Raw genomic sequence first — 15,227 nt, 5'->3', positions numbered from 1 at the left:
TCGTGCGGCCCTATGCTGCCGGCGGGACGAGGATGGGACGAAGGGGACGATGCGGATCGTTGCGGTGCTGATGTGCGTGGCCCTGGCAGGCCTGGCGGCGGGGTGCGTGCCGTCGCGCGAGACGGTCGAGCTGCCCGATTCGGTGCCGGTGGACCGGGCGCTGTCGGCCGATATCCGCTATGTCTTCTTCCTGCCCGGCAAGGTCGGGCTGGTCCCGGATGGCGCCGCCGCCGTCGCCGCCGCGGTGGTCGAGGACGCCCGGCGCCGCGCCCAGGGGCCGGCGCCGCGCCTGATCGTCACCGGCCATGTCGATGCCGGCGGCGACCCGGCGGCCGCCCAGCGCCTGTCCCTGCGGCGGGCCAGGCTGGTGGCGGCGCGGCTGCGGGCGGCCGGGATCGCGCCGGGGCGGATCACGGTCGCCGGCGCCGGCGCGGCCGATCCGCTGCTGCCGGCACCGGCAGGGCAGGCGGAGCCGGCCAATGACCGGGTCGAGATCGGATTCGAATCGCAGGCCGTGTCGCGATTGGACGCGACGCCGCAGCGTCCCATATAGTCTGATGTCCATGGCGCGACAGCGCCCGCCAGCGGATCGACGAGATGTACACTGCGGAAACACGGGCGATCGAGGTGTCGGTCGAGCCAACCTATCTCGAGGACCAATCCTCGCCCGACGAGCATCACTACGTCTGGGCCTATCATGTCCGCATCGTCAATCACGGGCGCGAGCGGGTGCAGCTGCGCAGCCGCTACTGGCGGATCACCGATGAATTCGGCCGGGTGCAGGAGGTTCGCGGCCCCGGCGTCGTCGGCGTCGAGCCGGTGATCGAGCCGGGCAAGGCGTTCCAGTACACCAGCGGTGCGCCGATCGCGACGCCGTCCGGCATCATGGTCGGCACCTATCAGATGGAGACCGCGTCGGGCGAGCGTTTCGACGTGGCGATCCCCGCCTTTTCGCTGGACAGCCCGCATCGGACGATCCGATTGAATTGACGTGACAGACCAAAGTCCTAGATCCCGGACGGCTCCCGGCCGCAACCTGGACCAGCACCGTCAACGACAACCGCCCGGAGAAGCCGGCATCATGACCCGCAACCCCTTCACCCCAGTGGCGGCCAACGTCGCAGCCCAGCCTGCGCGCGCGGTGGAGCATCGCCCGAGCCGGTCCGAGGCCGAGGACGCGGTGCGCGTGCTGCTGCGCTGGGCCGGCGAGGACATCGCGCGCGAAGGGCTGCGCGACACGCCGAAGCGGGTGGTGAAGGCCTATGAGGAATTCTTTCGCGGCTACGATCAGGATCCGGTCGATCTCCTGTCCCGGACCTTCGACGAGGTCGAGGGCTATGACGAGATGGTGCTGCTGCGCGACATCGACTTCGAGTCGCATTGTGAGCACCACATGGTGCCGATCATCGGCAAGGCGCATGTCGCCTATCTGCCGGACCGGCGGGTGATCGGCATCTCGAAGCTGGCGCGGGTGGTCGATGCCTATGCCAAGCGGCTGCAGATCCAGGAGCGGCTGACGGCGCAGATCGCCGGTGCGATCGACCAGGTGCTGAAGCCGCGCGGCGTGGCGGTGATGGTGTCGTCGCAACACCACTGCATGACCACGCGCGGCGTGCACAAGCACGGCACCCAGATGGTGACCAGCTATATGACCGGCGCCTTCCGCGACGATTCCCAGCTGCGGCGCGAGTTCCAGATGATGATTGGAATGCCGGTCTGATCCGCCGCAGAAAGCCTCGAAAGAGGCGGTTTCCCTAGGCTTTCGACTTCACGTCTGTCCCCCTGAGGAGTACCACCGGGGGCATGAACGACGTGGCCAGACATACCCGACTGAAGCGCCGAGGGTCAACGTATTGGTTCAAGGCGAAGGTGCCGAAAGACCTTCAGGGCCGGGGGCGGTTCGTCACCGGCAAGGGCACGCCGAAGACGGACGAGGCATTCAGCCTCCGCACCCGAGACCCTGATGCTGCCCGCCGTGCGGTCGTTGAGGCGTCCCTGAGGTTCGACCAGGAGTGCGACCAGCTTCGCCGGGAGCTTGCCGCCCATGCTGGCCCTGTCGCTCTCCCTGAACGGCCCCTGAACGGGGCTCCGGTTTCGCTGTCCTATCGGCAGTGCGTCGCGCTGTCCGGTCGCTGGCTCCGCGAGATGCTGGCTGTCTACGAGGCACACCCCGACAACGAGGAGGGCAACGCCCTCGGCCTCGATCTCCTCGCCGATGCGGTCGCGGATAGCACGACCGAACAGCATGTCGGGCCGTTCCTCGATCGGCTGCTGTCGGATGAAGGCATCACCGTGGACAAGCCCACCCGCCGGCTGCTGGTCGGGGAGATGGTCAAGGCTCTGGCAGACCATCTGCGGACAGCGACGCGACAGGACGGCGGCGACTTCTCGCCCGCAGGGGGCCTCGAACGGTTCCCTGAATGGGAGCCGCCAGGGAAACCTGCCACAGCCCCGACCGGGGGGCCTGTGGTGACCGCCGATGCGGTCCTGAAGGGCTGGCAGGCGGACCAGCGTCCCGAGCCCCAGACGTTCGACCAGTTCAAGACGACGGTCGAGGCCTTCGCCGCCCATATCGCTCCCCGCCACCTCGGACAGGCGACCAGGGACGACGTGGTCTCTTGGAAGACCGGCCTGCAGGCGGCGGGGCGAAAGCCCTCGACCATCGGCACCTACATGACCAGGGTGAAGACCGTACTGACCCATGCGGTGGGCGAAGGGTTGATCCCAGGCAACCCGTTTGCTGGCGTCCGCAAGCCCGCCGCAAAGGCGAAGAAGGGCACCGGCCGCCGTCCTTTCACCGATGCTGAAGCGGTCACCCTCTTGACCGCTGCCCGATCCCGTCCGGGCTACCTGCGCTGGGTGCCTTGGCTCATGGCGTTCACCGGTGCCAGGGTCTCGGAGGTCTCCCAGCCCATGGTCTCCGATCTGCGGGAACAAGATGGCGTCCACTACCTCGTCGTGACCGAAGACCAGAGCGAGGGTGAGGAGGCAACCCCCAGCGGCGCAGCCGTCAGGAGCCTGAAGACCGAGGCATCTCACCGTCGTCTTCCGATCCACCCCAAGTTGATCGCTGAAGGCTTCCTCGCCTACGCCGAAGGGCTCCCGAAGGACGGCGCCTTGTTCCCCGATATCGGCCTTGATCGGTACGGCCGGCGCGGCTCCATCGCGGCCAACACGCTGCGCCACTGGGTCGAGCGGATGGGCATCGACGATCCCCGCATCGCGCCGAACCACTCATGGCGTCACCGCATGAAGGATCTGCTTCGCAACAGCGGCGCACCTCCGGACGTCCAAGACGCCATCCTCGGCCACGAGGCGGGCCGGAATGCTGGCGACGGCTACGGCCTGGGCTTCGCCGTAAAGGTGCTGCATGACCAACTGTGCCGGATCGCGGTGCCTGAGGGCCTGTAGCGCCGGAATGGGGCCAGGGGGGAAGCGGTGGTCAACACCATCTCCTCCCAACCGGCCTCCCGCAGTTCCCCCAAATTCCTCTTGAGGTAACCCTTCATCTGATGAGGGGAGGTGCCCGCACAGCACCCCCAGTTTTAACCTGGGGGTATCCGCTCGTCACCTGAAGGGCAACTGAGCGGGATCGACAGTGGCCCTGGGCGGTTGAAGGCAAGGTGCTTGCACTGAGTGGTCGCCGCTGGGGATCGGCTGGGCAGGGGTGCCTATCCGATTGGTGCCCTTCTCCTCCTTCACCGGCTTGGGCGGCCGACCGGTGGCCGGGTCAAGCCCATGCTCTGCGCAGTATGCCGCCTTCTCCGCTCGGGCCTGTCGCATGGCCTCCGCTTCAGCCTGCTGCCGGTTCCTGCCGGCTGCCACCTGGGCAGCAATCCACGCCTGCCAGCGGTCGTAACGGGCCACTGCCTCGGCCCTGAAGGCTGCTGCAGCGGCATCCTCCCGCGCCCTCTCCGCTGCCCTCGCCTGCTTTCGAGCTTGGCCCTTCGCAGTGGATGCCCATGCCTGCTTCCGCATGACACCCGTCCGAGCGTCACCCTCGCCACGGGCGTTGACCGTCTTCAGCGAGATGTTACAGCGCCGAAGGTCGAGCGATCCGCCGGGGCCGTAGACCACCCGACCACGGGAGCCGGCCTTGAGGATCAGCCGAGCGACAGCGACCATGCCGTTGCCGTGCCAGACCTTCACCGCAGGCTTCCTGCCGGGGCCGCTGCCGGTGTCGTTCCTGACCCACAAGGGCGAGATGCCGGCCTGTATCAGCACCTCGTAGTCTTCGCGGTCCACGAGGGCGCGCTCGTCGGTGCCTGCCAGCGGCACCATTACGGTGCCCTTACCGGCATCTTCGGGGGCAGCGTCGGTGACGTTCCGGCGGCGGGAGGGGGCAGCGGAGGCCTGCCGCTGGTGCTCCTCCTGCGGGAGGTATCCGACCTGGGTGTGGTCGAGGTTCATGGCGTGTCTCCTGTCCGCGCTCATTGGCGCGATGGTGGGGTGATGGGGGTGTGCAGGGGCGCGATAGGAAAGGCGCTCTGGTCCGGGGATACCGATCTACTCGGCAGCCTCACGAAGGCCGTCCTGGGCGCTACGCGGCCCGGCGAATGGCTCAAATCTGCTGTAGCGAGGGATGCCGTTCCCGGTCTCCTCGCGGATGGTCAGCAGGGCGTAGCGGTGGACGGACTTGATCCGCATGCCGTAGCCGGTCCCATCCCAGGTGTAGGCCGGGCTGTCCGGGTAGCCGGCGGCGACCAGCTTCCGGCAAAGGGCGTTCAAGTCGTGGTCCTCGATCCCCCAAGCCCGATGGAGGGAGCGGGGGCGGTGGTGGCGTGCGATGTCAATGCGCAGTAGCGCCATGGTGTCGTGGTCCTTCTTCAATACGAAACCCGCCTCGGGGATGCCGGGCGGGCTGCGGGTGGTGGTGGGCGTGGCGGGCCGCGCTAGGACGGCCGTTCGTGTTCTGGGCTACGCAGGTGGCGGCGGTGGCAGATCGCCCGTCCTGGGCGCTGCCGGGCCACGGGAAAGGGCATCCTGCATCGCCTCCCCCCAGGCGCCCTCAACGGCCTCTGCGAAGGCATCGTAGAAACGCCCGTCTTCGGTCTCGGGGCCAAGCGCCGGCCGGTCGGACAGTTCCCAGGCCACGGCCGTACCGGCGCCAATGGTCCCATCCGACAGGATCTCGGCCAGGGCCTTGACGGTGATCGTGATCGCGCCGGGGAGGGTGGTCGTGCGGGTCACCTCGGCGGTGCTGTGAACGGGCGCGCTGGTGGGCCTGCTCCCCTGCCAGCGGTGAAACTCGCCCCGGTTGCGGAGGCTGATGGGCATGGTGTTGATCCTTTGGAGGCTCGGCAGAGGCCGGCAAGGTGGCGGTGGGTGGGCATGAAGAAGCCCGCCGAGCCATTGCCGGGCGGGCTGTATACGGACTGGATGGGCTGAAACCCGCAGAGAACTGCGAGAAATTACGATCCCCGTAGTAGGGTGGCCGTGAAGGTATAGGCACCATCCCCTGTGTCACTGCTGGAAGGTGTGACCGAAGGGAAGGAGTAGAGGCGCCAGCCTCCATACGGTGCTGATCGAAGGGAGACTGATGATGATCTTCTCCCCAGGGCTCACTCTCGCTTCACCTGGATGGGCAGCCGGGTGATCTCCCTGAACGTCTCCCGCATCACCACCTCGACGGCATCTGCGGTGGACCTGGGGACGATGACAGCATCATGGATGGGCAGTGCCGTGATGCCCATGGCCTGCAGCTTCAGCAGCACAGCCACGAGGATGTCGCTCTCGGTGCGCTGGGCCTGATGACCAAGGCCCCGGTAGAGCAGCGGTCGCAGCCCCGGATGGGCCAGTTCAATGGCCGTGAGCATCGCCCTGATGGTCAACCCTTCGGGGAACAGCTCTGGGCAGCCATCGGGCGGTCGTTTCATCGGCTTGCCGTTGCCCTCGTAGAAGGAGGCAGCGGCCAACAGCTTCTTCACGCCATCCCGATGCTGTCCGTCGAGCATCGGGAGGCTGTAAAGGTCTCCCGCTGGGGGTACCTGACCGGCCATGCCGTAGAGGATGCGTGGTCCGATCTGGCCGTAGTCGAGGGTGATGGTCTCCTCCCCGTCGAGGCGGATCGCCTTCCGCTCCTCCCTGGTCATCGGCTGCCAGAAGCCCCCGAACAGCCGTCCGCCTGACTGGAATGTCGAGCGGTTGAAGCAGCGGCGCATCCTGCGAAGGCTTGGGTCTACACGACCTGCGCCAGGGTGCTCCCGGAGGACAGTGATGTCGGCCCGCGACAGCCACGTGTTGATGCTCCGTACCTCGTCCCGGAGGCGATCGGTCTCGGCATCGTCGGTGTAGTCGACCAGCTTCCCACGGTCCCAGAAGGAGGCGTCGGGTGCCCTGAGCAAGACGACTTCAGCGGTGGGACACAAGCCTAGGTCGTGGAAGCCGATCCCTGGGAAGGCGGCCTCCTCCAACAGGGCGATCAGCGCCTGTCCGGGCCGGATGATGGACAGCGTACCCTTGCCGTGATCGGTCCCCCAGGCGCCCACTTCGAGGGACGCGAGGGCCACGTCGGGCCGGGCCATGACAGCGATGATGTCGCGCAGGGTCACGCCCAGCCAGGACGGCACGTAGCGGGCAGAGCGGCGACCGAGGGCATCGCGGCTCAGCGACAGCCGCAGCCCAGCGGGCAGCCAGACGCCATCACCATCAGCGACTTCCTCTCCTCCGGTCTCCAGCCAGCGGTAGGCCAGATCGGCGACCAGGGCGGCGACCAGGGACCGGAATGTGTTTCGATCAGCGGGCCGGCGGGCGCGCTTCCGCAACCGGTGCTTCTCCTCCTCCGCCTCAATCAGGGCGCAACAGGTGTCTGCCAGGGCACGGGAAGGGGCCGTGATGGGCAGACGATACGGTTCGAACAGGCGGGTGCGCGTAGCGGCGTCCTCGCCCCAGAGTGGCTTGGGCATGGGTGGTCTCCTCGGCGAGCCACTCAGGGCGGGCCGGTTAGGTGGTTGATGAAGGTGGGCGTTGGGGGCCGTTGGGTGGCGTGACGGGGAAGGGCGCCGCTCCCCCTCCTCCTGCGAAAACTCCGTCCAGACACCCCGTGAGACAGGGAACATCGTGGAGCTTCGCGGCGGTGGCGGCGGCATCCCGCCCCCGACCATCAACGGCCGAGGGCGGTGCCATCACCACCACGTGAGAGGATCGCCATGCGACACAGCCGCAGGACCAGCCCGCCGGAGACGGAGCGACCGTCCCTTGGGGCATAAGTCCCACCTAATCGATCGACGCTTCCGGGAGGATAAGTGTCGGGTAATTCCAGCCGGAAGGCGAATTCTCTAGTTCTTTGATGGGCTTAGCTGAGATCGCTGAGGAGCATGCTCAGTGCCTCTGCGCAGGCCAGGGGGCCGCTGCGGTCGAAGCCCATCCGGGGCCTCTGTCCAGTGCCCTTGACGGGCGCGCGATGGCCCCAGAGCCCCACAACGAGAAACCCGCGTAGCCCGCAGGGCGAGCCTCGGCGCGATCCTCACGGGGACCAGCCGCTAGCTTCGCGAGCTACAGGGCTGGGCAGGGGGCATAAGTGTCCGGCATTCGCGAGCTTCAGCGAGCTTCAGGGCCTCAGGCCGCGTCCCTGCACCGCATGATGGTCTGGCGGCTCGTCCCGTACTCCCTGGCCAGGGCCGCCACCGCCGCGCCCTCAGTGAGCTTCTGAGCGATCTCCTTCCGGGTCACCTCGGTGAGCCCGTGGGGCCGCCCCAGCGTCTTCCCTTCGGCCTTGGCCCGGACCAATCCCGCCTGCGTCCGCTCGATCAGTAGATCACGCTCGAACTCGGCCACGGCGGCAATCACTCCCATGGTCATCTTCCCGGCCGGGCTGGTCAGATCGACACCACCGAGGGCTAGGCAGTGGACCTTGACGCCGATCCCCGCCAGCCGCTCGACCGTGGCCCGGACATCCATCGCGTTCCGGCCGAGGCGGTCCAGCTTGGTGACCACCAGGACATCCCCAGCCTCCAGCCGGTCGACCAGCTTGGCGAAGCCGGGCCGCTCGAATGCGCTGGTGCTGCCCGACACGGTCTCGGCCACCATGCGGCGGGGCTGGACGTTGAAGCCGGCAGCCTCGATCTCCTGGCGCTGGTTCTCGGTGGTCTGGTCCGTGGTCGAGACCCGGAGATAGGCGAAGGTCCGGGTGGTGGTCGCGGTCATGGTCGATCCCCCTGGGGTGTCCGTAAAGGTGCCTCAGGATATGGACATGCCCAGAATCGTGTCAAGTCTACTTTACGGACAGGGCTGGAGGAGGTGTCCGAAACCGGTCGATTGTGAACAGGCAGCCTGAAGCGGCAGCCCTCGGCCCCGCGGCTCGTCACGGCCCGAACATGAGGCGACCCGCCATGTGGTGGGGTCACTGGCGGGTCGCTGAGGATGTGTGCACAATTAATTTGTCAGGCGATTGTAACATATTGAAACAAAACTGGGGCACTGCCTGAAAGGATGACCCGGCCGGTACAGCGCGCGGGGATCATCCCCTCGGCTCAAGTGTCCGGGCGGCCACCGCGAGCCAGGGTGGGCAGCCGCCAGGGCAGCAGCAGGAGCAGCGGCGAGGGTGCCCCGGACAGGCGGCAGCAGGCTGGCCTAGGCTGTGAGGTAGCGGCGGGCAAGAGCGGCCGACCTAGGCGCTTCCGTGACGCTTGGTGGCCCATGGCCACTGGGGCAACGGGCCTTCCCGGATGGATGGACCGTGCCTTGGCTCGGCCGTGGCCGGCCTCTTGCTCCCTTCACGGGCACCGAGCGAGCCCGCGCGGGGCCATGAGGTCCGCAGTGGCCGACCTCTTCCCAGGGCGCTGGACGCGCCCCCCTACGGGGGGAAGCCCGCCCTTCTCTATATGTTCGATGCCCCCTCGAATTTTTTTCCAGTTTCCATCCGGGCACCTTGAGGGTCTCCGGAGGTGCGGTGGCAGTTTAAAGTGGCCTCTTCTCAATCGGTGCAAGTATCTGTGGGGTGCGGTCGGCATGTGTGCTATCCGCCACATCAGTAACGAAATGTTGTGGATAACACACATAGTCGAATATATTGAAAATTGTCGTGAGCTGTATTATATTGCGGCCCGCCGCTCGCCCTCAGGCGAAGAACATCCAAGGAGCATCGGCATGGGCCACCTCCATCTCAGCATCACCGTCGGCATCGGTGGTGAGCGCTTGACCCGCTTCGTCGTGGCGGTGGTGGTGCTACTGCTGCTGTTCTGGGCGCTATGACCCCGGATCTCGCAGAGGGCCGCGCCATGGAAACCATCGTTCCCCAGCTTCGTCGCACCGCTTGGCACGAGGCGGGGCATGTCGTTGCCGCCCACCTGATGGGGTGGACGCTGGGCGCCGCGCGGATCAGCCCTGACGACTGGTCCGGATCGACGGAGGCAGCGCCACCGGCCTGCGTGACCCTTCGGGACCATCTTGTGATGCTCCACGCGGGCGACCTGGGGGCGAACCTGTCGGAGATCGAAGCCCAGGGCGACGACATGGCTGCGGCGAGAGACTGGAGGAAGATCCATGACGAACTGGAGGCGGCCTTCCCCGACGATAATGAGGCCCAGGTCGGAGAGTGGCGGGCAGCGGAGAAGATCGCTCGCGACCTTCTGAACCGGCACCGGCCCGCCGTGGAGCGCATCGCCGAAGCCCTCCTGAGGTCCCCCGCCCATGCCCTGAGCGGGGATCAGATCGCGGCCCTTCTCGTGGCCCCTACAGGGGATCTCTAGGCTCCCGCCGCGCGCTGCTGTGCTTCACTGGACACAGTTCTGGACCGCGTAGGCGCACTGTTCGCCTCGCGTGAGAAGTCCCCCGGTAGGGCCAGCGTAGTTCACCGCCGAGACCTGTCCCCCGATCATCACCACGTTGACGACGCAATAGCGGGCTCGGGTAGAACTGGAGCCGAAGCTGTTGGTGGTGGCGAACCCGGTGGCGACCCCGGACGAGTAAGCCATTGCGCTCGCGGTCGTGGTCGAGGTGCCTGCGGCGAAGGTATCGGTGCGGCCTCCGGAGCCATAGGTCCACACCTCGGTGCTGCCTTCGGCCAGCCGCGCTGCCGGCACACCCATGCACGCAAGCACGCGCTCTCGCGACATCCCGACCATCTGCTTCTGCGCAGTGGATGCGGTCTCGGCTCGCTGTATCGAGCACGACGCTACAAGGGTCACCGCCGCGAGGACGGCTGAGGCCTGCCAATTGGTCTTCATGACAATCACCTGAACAATGGCTGATCCAAACGTATTCAGCTAAGCGCGCGCCGCTGGGCATTTGCAAGTGTTTTGAGGGTGTTAAGGGGCGGCCTTCAGGGCGCGGTTGCTCGTGCTCCTCCCGGCTGTGACATGAAGGGCGCGCAAGTCTGCGGCTCATGGAAAATAACCACCGTTTCTTCACTGGGTATTCACTGGCCTATCGCGTGGGTTATCCACAAAGAGAGCAAATTTTCCAATTTAAATACTTGTTTTTGACTTATCATGCCGGCTCTATGAAGTGGGTGGCGCGATCGTGCGACGCCTGGATTGGCACTTAGCCGCAACGCAAGGGCATCATGAAGATCACCATCGAAATCGCGCTCAAGCACATGGTCGTCATCCTCCTGCTTCTGTCCCTGGTCTGGGCGTGAAGCTGCCTCTCGACGGCACCATCCGGGGCAGCCCCACCGGGGCCGTTCGGATCGCCCGTGATCGCTGGGGCTTCCCTACCGCCTCATGCTCGGTGTCGCGTACAGTCACCCAGTCGTGGCCTTGGGGAGGGGCGCCAGCATGGGCGGTGGGGATCTACCTGGATGGGCATCCGAGTTGCTGTCCGCGCTCGTTTCTGGCGGGATCGGCATTCTGGGTGTGTGGGTCGGGGCGCGTGTTGCGCACGGGAGCCAGCGGGAGCTTGCGGAGCGGGACCGGGAAGAGAACCGCAGGGGGCTTGCAGCGGCCCTGGCAGCAGAACTGGAAGGCTACTTCGCCATCGTCCACCGGAGGGGCCATGTGGAGAGGGCGCAGCGCATCAGAAGGCAGCTTGCAATCGATGGTGTTCCAATCGGGGGCTGGTTGCGGGCCGATGAGGGGCCGCTTGATCCGTTTCCCATTGCTCAGGCCCGCATGGCGGATATCGGCATTCTCGGCCCCGTGGCGTCCGATCTCGCTCGGCTCTACACCTGGATTGCTGGTGTTCGTACGACGCTGATAGAGGTCGAGCGGGGCAGGTTCGATGCACTGGCGCCAGACGGAAAGCTGGAACTAGTCGAGGAGGAGCTTCAAGTCTGGGCCGAAGCCCAGGCCATGGCGGACCAATTGCTCCCGAAGCTCCGCGCCATTGCCACCGAGCCAAAGCAGGGGTGAGGCTGAAACACAACGGCGCCCCGTGAGGGACGCCGCCGGTGCTCGTCTAGCACTTGATGGGCTTTGCTACGGCCCTGACCTCCTCGGGGGCTCGGCCTGTGGGCTGCGCGCCGCTGCGACGCATAGCGACACGATCAGGCACCCGACGCCGGTCCCGAGGAACAGCCCCAGCACGAACGCCAGGGCCATTGGAGCGATGCCGCCTGCGATCACTTGGCAGCCTCCACGGTGGCGGGGGCGGCCTTGGCCAACGGATGGGGCGGGAAGCAGGTCAATGCGAACGCGGCGCAGGACCGGCAGGCTCGGGAGAAGGCCCGATCGCCGCCATGGGCGAGGCACGGTACGGTAGCCGTGGTCGCCTCGGTGACGGTGGTTTCCTGGGCGGTGGCGGCGCTGTGGTCAGTCATGGTCGCAACTCCTGTACTGGCCCTCTCACGGGCCTCTTGCGGGTTGCCTTCCATGCCCTCCGGGTGTACCACCGGGTGGGGACCGACGATGTCGGGAACCTAGGATTTCTGCGGCTCTCCGGTTGACCCGCCATTCCAGATGATGATCGGGATGCCGGTGTAACCGGCCCTGATCCGGGCAGATTTGCCCCCCGCCGACCATCGCTCCGCCGAATATTATCGGCATGACGGTGGACGCGGGGGCGCCCGACCCTGTATCTCAGCCGGCATTATGCCTGCTTCCCACAGCGAAGAGACGGACGAACCTCCGTCTAGCGGCCGCCGATGATCGTCGAACTCGTCATCGTCGTGGCTCTCATCCTGATCAACGCCTTTTTCGCGATGTCGGAACTGGCCTTGGTCTCCGCCCGCCGCGCCCGGCTGCAGGGCATGGCCGAACAGGGCCATCGCGGCGCCCGCGCCGCCCTCGCCTTGGCCGAGGACCCCAATCGCCTGCTGTCGACCGTGCAGGTCGGCATCACCCTGATCGGCATCTTCGCCGGCGCCTTCGGCGGCGCCACCCTGTCGGTGCCGCTGCGCGACTGGCTGGTCACCCTGCCCGGGATGGCCCCCTGGGCCGACGAGCTGTCCTTCGCCCTGGTGGTGGTCGCCATCACCTATTTCTCGCTGATCATCGGCGAGCTGGTGCCGAAGCGGATCGCGCTGAACCATGCCGAAGCCATCGCCGCCCGCGTCGCCCGGCCGATGCAGATGGTGGCGGCGGTCGGCGCCCCGATCGTCTGGCTGCTGCAGCGCTCGACCGAGCTGGTGCTGCGCCTGCTCGGCGTCTCCGCCGTCCCCGCCCAGACGGTGACGGAGGAGGAGGTGAAGACACTGATCGCCGAGGGCACCGAGGCCGGCGTCTTCGTCGAGGCCGAGCGCGAGATGATCGACGGCGTGCTGCGCCTGGCCGACCGGTCGGTGCGGTCGATCATGACACCGCGGCACGAGATGGTCTGGGTCGACCTCGAGGACAGCCCGGACGAGATCCGCAGGACCATCGCCGAAAGCGGCTGCAGCCGCTTCCCGGTGGCACGCGGCTCGCTGGACGAGCTCGAGGGCGTGATCCAGACCAAGGACCTGCTCGACCGCATGCTCGGCGGCGGCCCGTTCGACGTGGCCGAGACCATGCGGCCGCCGCTGGTGGTGCCAGACGGCACCCCGGCGCTGAAGCTGCTGACCACCTTCCGCAGCGCGCCGATCCACCTCGCCGTGGTGGTCGACGAATACGGCAGCGTCGAAGGGCTGGTGACGCCGAGCGACATCCTGGCGGCGATCGCCGGCGAGGTGGCCGACCTGACCGACATCGCCGGCGGCTACTCGATCGTCCGGCGCGACGACGGCAGCTGGCTGGTCGACGCCATGATCCCGATCGACGAGGTCGAGCGCCTGCTGCGCCTGCGCGGCCTGCGTTCGGAGGACGGCGACTACCAGACCCTGGCCGGCTTCGTGCTCTGGCACCTCGGCCACCTGCCGAAGGTGGCGGAGAGCTTCACCGAGAACGGCGTGCGCTACGAGGTCATCGACCTCGACGGCAACCGCATCGACAAGGTGCTGGTGCGGGTGGACCAGACGGAGCCGTAAGGCTTTCGGAACCCCTTTGTCATTGCCGGGCCTGACCCGGCAATCCAGAAGGTCTCGACATCGTCTGGATGCCCGGGTCAAGCCCGGGCATGACAGGAATGGACGAACGTGGTCCTCTGTAAGCCCCGCCGAGCATCAGCCGATGGAGCATCCGATGCAGGTGACCGTCGCTGTAGCCAAAGCCCGGCTGTCCAAGCTCATCGACGCTACATTGTCCGGCGAGGAGGTGGTGATCGCCAGGCGAGGCCGGCCGGTGGCCAAGCTGGTCCCGATTCCGCACCGGAAGTTCCGCATCGGCCTGCTGTCGGACCAGCTCAGCGGTCCGGTGCCGGACTTCTTCGAGCCGCTCGACGAGAACGACCTCTCAGCCTGGGAAGGCGGCAGGTAACATCGGCAGCCTTGAGATCGATTCTCCGGTTCTTTCCCGTCATGGCGAGGCGCGCAGCGCCGTGGCCATCCAGGAGGCCGGCGCCGCTGGATGGCCACGCCCCTTCAGGGCTCGCCATGACGGTCAATATTTCGGGCCGTTGGTTATAACGGCAACATCGACCGACCTCAGACCGCCAGCTCCTGCTGGTGCGGCTGGGAGTGGCGGATGGCCTGTTCCAGGTCGACCGAGACCAGCTGGCTCACGCCCCGCTCGATCATGGTGACGCCGTAGAGCCGGTTCACCCGGGCCATGGTCATGCGGTGGTGGGTGATGATCAGGAAGCGGGTGCGGCCGCCCTCCGCCAGCTCGGTCAGAAGTGTGCACAACCGGTCGACATTGGCGTCGTCGAGCGGCGCGTCGACCTCGTCCAGCACGCAGATCGGCGCCGGGTTGGTCAGGAACACGGCGAAGATCAGCGCCGCCGCCGTCAGCGCCTGCTCGCCGCCCGACAGCAGCGACAGGTGCTGCAGCTTCTTGCCCGGCGGGCTGGCGAAGATCTCCAGCCCCGCCTCCAGCGGGTCCTCGGTGTCGGTCAGGGACAGCTGCGCCTTGCCGCCGCCGAACAGCCGGGTGAACAGCGCCCGGAAATGGCCGTCGACCACGTCGAAGCTGGCCACCAGCCGCTCCCGCGCCTCGCGGTTCAGCGAGGCGATGCCCTGGCGCAGCTTGGCGATGGCGGCAGTCAGGTCCTCCTTCTCCGCCGACAGCCGGGTGTGCTGCGATTCGATCTCGACGATCTCGACCTCGGCCCGCAGGTTGACCGGCCCCATGCCCTCGCGCTCGCGGTTCAGCCGGTCGAGCCTGCGGGTGATGTCCTCCTGATCGGGCAGCGGCGCGTCCGGTGTCAGCCCGGCCAGGCCGGCCACCGCCTCGGGCGCGCAGTCCAGACGCTCGGCGATGCGGCTGCGCAGGCCTTCGACTGCGGTCTGGCCCGCGACCACAGCCGCCTCGCCGCGCACCCGGGCCTCGCGCGATTCGGCCAAAGCGGATTCGGCGGCGCGCAGGGCGCGGTCCGCGGCCTCCTGGCGCTGCTCGCCGACCGCCAGCGCATCGGCGGCCATGCGGCGGCGGCGCTCGGCCTCGTCGATCCGGCCTATCAGGGCCTCGCGCCGGGCGGCGATCTCGGCCGGCCTTGCGTCCAGCTCCAGCAGCGTCGCCTGCGATTCCTCGAGGCGCGCCTCCAGCTCGGCCAGCCGGTCGGCGCTGCCCCTCGCGCGGCTGTCCCAGCCCTGCACCTCGCTCTCGATCGCGCGCAGCCGCCCGCGCCGGCCGCCGGCCTCGCGCTGCAGCCGCTCCAGCGCCGATTGCCGGGCGCCCAGCCCGGACCGCGCCTCGGCCAGGGCCGAGCGGATCTCGCTCACGGCGCGGCGCTGGGCCTCGCCGTCGGGCAGCGCCGCGATCTCGGCCGCCACCTCCTCGCGCTCGCGCATCGACTCGTCGCGGTCGAACTGCATGCCTTCGACGACTTCGAGCTCG

Annotated in this window: 15 protein-coding genes and 1 pseudogene; 8 read left to right on the top strand and 8 right to left on the bottom strand. The window is 67.5% G+C overall.

Annotated features, from left to right (window positions below; translation table 11 throughout):
- The first annotated feature begins 49 nt into the window (after positions 1-49).
- The 4 genes from FFK22_RS09355 (at position 50) to FFK22_RS09340 (ending at position 3,411) form a co-directional block, all read left to right on the top strand.
- Positions 50-553 carry an OmpA family protein gene (locus FFK22_RS09355; RefSeq protein WP_186002392.1) on the top strand — a complete coding sequence of 168 codons (504 nt, stop codon included), beginning with the start codon at positions 50-52 and terminating at the stop codon, positions 551-553.
- A 44-nt stretch (positions 554-597) separates the two neighbouring features.
- Entirely contained in the window at positions 598-990 is a 393-nt protein-coding gene (gene apaG, locus FFK22_RS09350) for a Co2+/Mg2+ efflux protein ApaG (protein ID WP_138885886.1), read from the top strand.
- A gap of 91 nt (positions 991-1,081) precedes the next feature.
- Complete coding sequence (folE, locus tag FFK22_RS09345) at positions 1,082-1,720, top strand: GTP cyclohydrolase I FolE (protein WP_138885887.1); 639 nt, start codon at positions 1,082-1,084, stop codon at positions 1,718-1,720.
- 83 nt (positions 1,721-1,803) lie between these two features.
- Positions 1,804-3,411, top strand: a complete 1,608-nt coding sequence (locus tag FFK22_RS09340; protein WP_138885888.1) for a site-specific integrase — start codon at positions 1,804-1,806, stop codon at positions 3,409-3,411.
- A gap of 156 nt (positions 3,412-3,567) precedes the next feature.
- Here the strand turns inward: FFK22_RS09340 and FFK22_RS09335 are convergent, their stop codons facing one another.
- The 5 genes from FFK22_RS09335 to FFK22_RS09315 form a co-directional block, all read right to left on the bottom strand.
- Positions 3,568-4,410, bottom strand: a complete 843-nt coding sequence (locus FFK22_RS09335) for a hypothetical protein (protein ID WP_138885889.1) — start codon at positions 4,408-4,410, stop codon at positions 3,568-3,570.
- 96 nt (positions 4,411-4,506) lie between these two features.
- The gene (locus tag FFK22_RS09330) at positions 4,507-4,728 is read right to left on the bottom strand and encodes a hypothetical protein (RefSeq protein WP_138885890.1); all 222 of its coding nucleotides are present in this window, start codon (positions 4,726-4,728) and stop codon (positions 4,507-4,509) included.
- A gap of 189 nt (positions 4,729-4,917) precedes the next feature.
- Positions 4,918-5,277, bottom strand: coding sequence for a hypothetical protein (locus FFK22_RS09325; protein WP_138885891.1), 360 nt, complete (start codon positions 5,275-5,277; stop codon positions 4,918-4,920).
- A gap of 284 nt (positions 5,278-5,561) precedes the next feature.
- Positions 5,562-6,905 (bottom strand): hypothetical protein, encoded by a 1,344-nt coding sequence (locus tag FFK22_RS09320; RefSeq protein WP_138885892.1) that lies wholly within the window; start codon positions 6,903-6,905, stop codon positions 5,562-5,564.
- A 652-nt stretch (positions 6,906-7,557) separates the two neighbouring features.
- Positions 7,558-8,145, bottom strand: a complete 588-nt coding sequence (locus FFK22_RS09315; RefSeq protein ID WP_138885893.1) for a recombinase family protein — start codon at positions 8,143-8,145, stop codon at positions 7,558-7,560.
- 1,073 nt (positions 8,146-9,218) lie between these two features.
- Here FFK22_RS09315 and FFK22_RS09310 point away from each other — a divergent pair.
- The gene (locus FFK22_RS09310) at positions 9,219-9,689 is read left to right on the top strand and encodes a hypothetical protein (RefSeq protein WP_138885894.1); all 471 of its coding nucleotides are present in this window, start codon (positions 9,219-9,221) and stop codon (positions 9,687-9,689) included.
- Positions 9,690-9,713: 24 nt separating this feature from the next.
- Here the strand turns inward: FFK22_RS09310 and FFK22_RS09305 are convergent, their stop codons facing one another.
- The gene (locus FFK22_RS09305) at positions 9,714-10,166 is read right to left on the bottom strand and encodes a hypothetical protein (protein WP_138885895.1); all 453 of its coding nucleotides are present in this window, start codon (positions 10,164-10,166) and stop codon (positions 9,714-9,716) included.
- A 588-nt stretch (positions 10,167-10,754) separates the two neighbouring features.
- Between FFK22_RS09305 and FFK22_RS09300 the strand changes: the two genes are divergently transcribed.
- Positions 10,755-11,291 carry a hypothetical protein gene (locus FFK22_RS09300; protein WP_138885896.1) on the top strand — a complete coding sequence of 179 codons (537 nt, stop codon included), beginning with the start codon at positions 10,755-10,757 and terminating at the stop codon, positions 11,289-11,291.
- 209 nt (positions 11,292-11,500) lie between these two features.
- On the opposite strand, the gene FFK22_RS09295 is transcribed toward FFK22_RS09300, so the two are convergent.
- Positions 11,501-11,698, bottom strand: coding sequence for a hypothetical protein (locus FFK22_RS09295; RefSeq protein ID WP_138885897.1), 198 nt, complete (start codon positions 11,696-11,698; stop codon positions 11,501-11,503).
- A gap of 324 nt (positions 11,699-12,022) precedes the next feature.
- Here FFK22_RS09295 and FFK22_RS09290 point away from each other — a divergent pair, with 324 nt between their 5' ends.
- Together FFK22_RS09290 and FFK22_RS09285 are read left to right on the top strand one after the other, a co-directional pair.
- Positions 12,023-13,321 (top strand): hemolysin family protein, encoded by a 1,299-nt coding sequence (locus FFK22_RS09290; RefSeq protein ID WP_138885898.1) that lies wholly within the window; start codon positions 12,023-12,025, stop codon positions 13,319-13,321.
- Between the two features lie 154 nt (positions 13,322-13,475).
- The gene (locus FFK22_RS09285; RefSeq protein ID WP_138885899.1) at positions 13,476-13,709 is read left to right on the top strand and encodes a type II toxin-antitoxin system Phd/YefM family antitoxin; all 234 of its coding nucleotides are present in this window, start codon (positions 13,476-13,478) and stop codon (positions 13,707-13,709) included.
- A gap of 167 nt (positions 13,710-13,876) precedes the next feature.
- Here the strand turns inward: FFK22_RS09285 and FFK22_RS09280 are convergent.
- Positions 13,877-15,227, bottom strand: a pseudogene (locus FFK22_RS09280) (hypothetical protein); the annotation flags it as partial.

Origin of the sequence: Mycobacterium sp. KBS0706 (genome assembly GCF_005938675.2) — a bacterium.
Taxonomy (GTDB): Bacteria; Pseudomonadota; Alphaproteobacteria; order DSM-16000; family Inquilinaceae; genus Inquilinus.
This window is presented reverse-complemented; position numbering and strand designations above follow the sequence as displayed.

What these genes read in the sequence shown, in the direction of transcription:
- FFK22_RS09320 (WP_138885892.1), bottom strand. Translation starts at nt 6,905, where the DNA reads ATGCCCAAGCCACTCTGGGGCGAGGACGCCGCTACGCGCACCCGCCTG.
- folE (WP_138885887.1), top strand. Translation starts at nt 1,082, where the DNA reads ATGACCCGCAACCCCTTCACCCCAGTGGCGGCCAACGTCGCAGCCCAG.
- apaG (WP_138885886.1), top strand. Translation starts at nt 598, where the DNA reads ATGTACACTGCGGAAACACGGGCGATCGAGGTGTCGGTCGAGCCAACC.
- FFK22_RS09355 (WP_186002392.1), top strand. Translation starts at nt 50, where the DNA reads ATGCGGATCGTTGCGGTGCTGATGTGCGTGGCCCTGGCAGGCCTGGCG.
- FFK22_RS09290 (WP_138885898.1), top strand. Translation starts at nt 12,023, where the DNA reads ATGATCGTCGAACTCGTCATCGTCGTGGCTCTCATCCTGATCAACGCC.
- FFK22_RS09285 (WP_138885899.1), top strand. Translation starts at nt 13,476, where the DNA reads ATGCAGGTGACCGTCGCTGTAGCCAAAGCCCGGCTGTCCAAGCTCATC.
- FFK22_RS09305 (WP_138885895.1), bottom strand. Translation starts at nt 10,166, where the DNA reads ATGAAGACCAATTGGCAGGCCTCAGCCGTCCTCGCGGCGGTGACCCTT.
- FFK22_RS09295 (WP_138885897.1), bottom strand. Translation starts at nt 11,698, where the DNA reads ATGACTGACCACAGCGCCGCCACCGCCCAGGAAACCACCGTCACCGAG.
- FFK22_RS09325 (WP_138885891.1), bottom strand. Translation starts at nt 5,277, where the DNA reads ATGCCCATCAGCCTCCGCAACCGGGGCGAGTTTCACCGCTGGCAGGGG.
- FFK22_RS09335 (WP_138885889.1), bottom strand. Translation starts at nt 4,410, where the DNA reads ATGAACCTCGACCACACCCAGGTCGGATACCTCCCGCAGGAGGAGCAC.
- FFK22_RS09315 (WP_138885893.1), bottom strand. Translation starts at nt 8,145, where the DNA reads ATGACCGCGACCACCACCCGGACCTTCGCCTATCTCCGGGTCTCGACC.
- FFK22_RS09340 (WP_138885888.1), top strand. Translation starts at nt 1,804, where the DNA reads ATGAACGACGTGGCCAGACATACCCGACTGAAGCGCCGAGGGTCAACG.
- FFK22_RS09310 (WP_138885894.1), top strand. Translation starts at nt 9,219, where the DNA reads ATGGAAACCATCGTTCCCCAGCTTCGTCGCACCGCTTGGCACGAGGCG.